Below are 2015 nucleotides of genomic sequence, written 5' to 3' on the forward strand. Positions count from 1 at the left end.
AGCGATAGTTTGGCTCATAAGTGAAACCTTGTATGTTACCATTCAAAGTAGTATAGTTTTTCTGATAAGTTTGACGATACTGTAAGCACTCTGATTCAACTTTGGTGCCATTAGCGGTGGTCAGGTCACAAACCGCTTTACGTGGGGCAATCTCTACTTCAAAACTTGGAATGTTAATCACTTTAACATTCATAGGTTGGCCTTCAACGACCATCGTACGCTCATTATCCATACCCATAGTAGAACAACCTGACAGGGCAAAAGTAGTCATCAACGCAGCAAGTGCTAATTTTTTCATTATTCAATCCTCAGTTAATTAATATTCATTATCGCCCGTTTGAACTCGTTTTAATCATTTATAGACGTTCAAAACGTAGTAGGCATTTAGGGCCATACTGGCAAAATCGATTGAGACAGCCAAATAACGCTAGTAATCGCTCAGCAGTATGGTCTATTGTTTACTGGAGCTAGTATATGTCGCAAACCGACTCATCCTCTATAACTGGTTTGTAAAGTAACGTCAGCTTTTGCAACTCATGTTAGTTAAACGTACCAAAAAACAGTCTAAGCCGATATTTATTTGACAACTTAGATTAACACACCAAGTGCAACGCTAATTAATATTATAGAACGCCTGCATAGGCGTTTTAAACCCTAAGCGTTTTCTTGGTCTGTTATTTAGTTTGTTCTCAATGTCCTGCATCTCATCATCAGAGACTTGTCTAAAGTCACAGCCTTTAGGCAGATACTCTCTGATCAAGCCGTTGGTATTTTCGTTGGTTCCTCGCTGCCATGACGCATAAGCATCGGCAAAGAAGAAAGAGCTAAAGAGCTTTTGTTTCACCTTTTTATGCTGAGCAAACTCTTTACCATTGTCAGAGGTAATGGTCTTAACCTGCAATCTCACTGGCTTTAAGAGCTCTATCATTGCCTCTGATACTTGCTGTGCCGTTTTATTATCCACACGTTTCATCTTCAGCAGCCCTGTTTTACGTTCAACGAGCGTGACAATCGCTTGCTTGTGATGCTGACCGATAATGGTATCCGCCTCCCAGTCGCCAATCCGCGTGCGCGCATCAACGATGGAGGGGCGCTCATGGATAGAGACTCTGTCATTAATACGACCACGAGTCTCAGCAGTTAAACGCTGCCGATAAGGCTTGGCTTTACGTCTGAGACACTGCCATAACCTGCCGCCCTTACGCTTGTTTGTCCATATATAGCGATAAATGCTCATATGACTGAGTCCACCATGAACACCTGCTATTTGCTGGGGACTCCAGTTCTCTTTAAGCTTGTCTGTGACCCAGTCCCATACGTCAGCGATGATGCTGAGCGCATTGTTTGATCGTCTTGCACAAGCTTTCTTATGAGCGTTATTGACTCGGTAACCGCGCAGGCTTTTATTGCGTCTGATTTCTCTTAATATGGTACTGGGACTTCTGTTTAACGCCCGCGCTATAAAATTAATACTATGTTCTGCCCCTATAAGGGCATAAATCTGGTATCGTTCCCCTAGGCTTAGATGCGTATAGTTCATGGTTGCAATCTCACTTTGGTCGGTGGATAAAGACTTTGATGCTAGCGCATCTAGGTCTTTTTTTCACCTCATATTTGGTATTGCACTTCATGTGTTAATCTAAGTAGCTATAAATTGTAAGCTTATTTATTTAAGTTAAGCTCCATTTCTTTGTATTTAGCAGATACTGAAGGTCTTGGGCCCCCAGTCATGATACTAACCGCAAAGATTGCAATGGTACTTAAGATAAAGCCTGGAACGATAGCATATAACCAGCTGTTTAATGGTACGCCATTCATCTGGAATGGACCATAAACCCATAGGATCACAGTCAATGCACCGACAACCATACCAGCGACCGCGCCGTTGCGGTTCATACCGCGCCAGATCAGGCTGAAGATAACCAAGGGTCCGAATGCTGCCCCAAATCCTGCCCAAGCGTTAGAAACTAAGTTCAATACTGAGCTGTCGGGGTCAGAGGCGAGCAAGATAGATA

At 43.0% G+C, this 2015-nt stretch carries 3 protein-coding genes; all 3 read right to left on the bottom strand.

The genetic code is table 11. The features are described from left to right. On the bottom strand, positions 1 to 298 hold a 298-nt coding region (locus tag JMW64_RS13735), incomplete at its 3' end, for a DUF4377 domain-containing protein (RefSeq protein ID WP_201555348.1). A 315-nt stretch (positions 299 to 613) separates the two neighbouring features. Further along, on the bottom strand, positions 614 to 1540 hold the full coding sequence (locus tag JMW64_RS13740) for an IS30 family transposase (RefSeq protein WP_160020909.1): 927 nt from the start codon (positions 1538 to 1540) through the stop codon (positions 614 to 616). Positions 1541 to 1662: 122 nt separating this feature from the next. Next, the coding region (locus tag JMW64_RS13745; protein ID WP_406947511.1) for a sodium:solute symporter family transporter at positions 1663 to 2015 on the bottom strand (353 nt) is incomplete at its 5' end.

Source organism: Psychrobacter immobilis (assembly GCF_904846065.1).
Classification (GTDB): Bacteria; Pseudomonadota; Gammaproteobacteria; order Pseudomonadales; family Moraxellaceae; genus Psychrobacter; species Psychrobacter immobilis_H.

Coding starts and splice junctions, on each gene's coding strand:
- JMW64_RS13740 (WP_160020909.1), bottom strand. CDS start 1,540: ATGAACTATACGCATCTAAGCCTAGGGGAACGATACCAGATTTATGCC.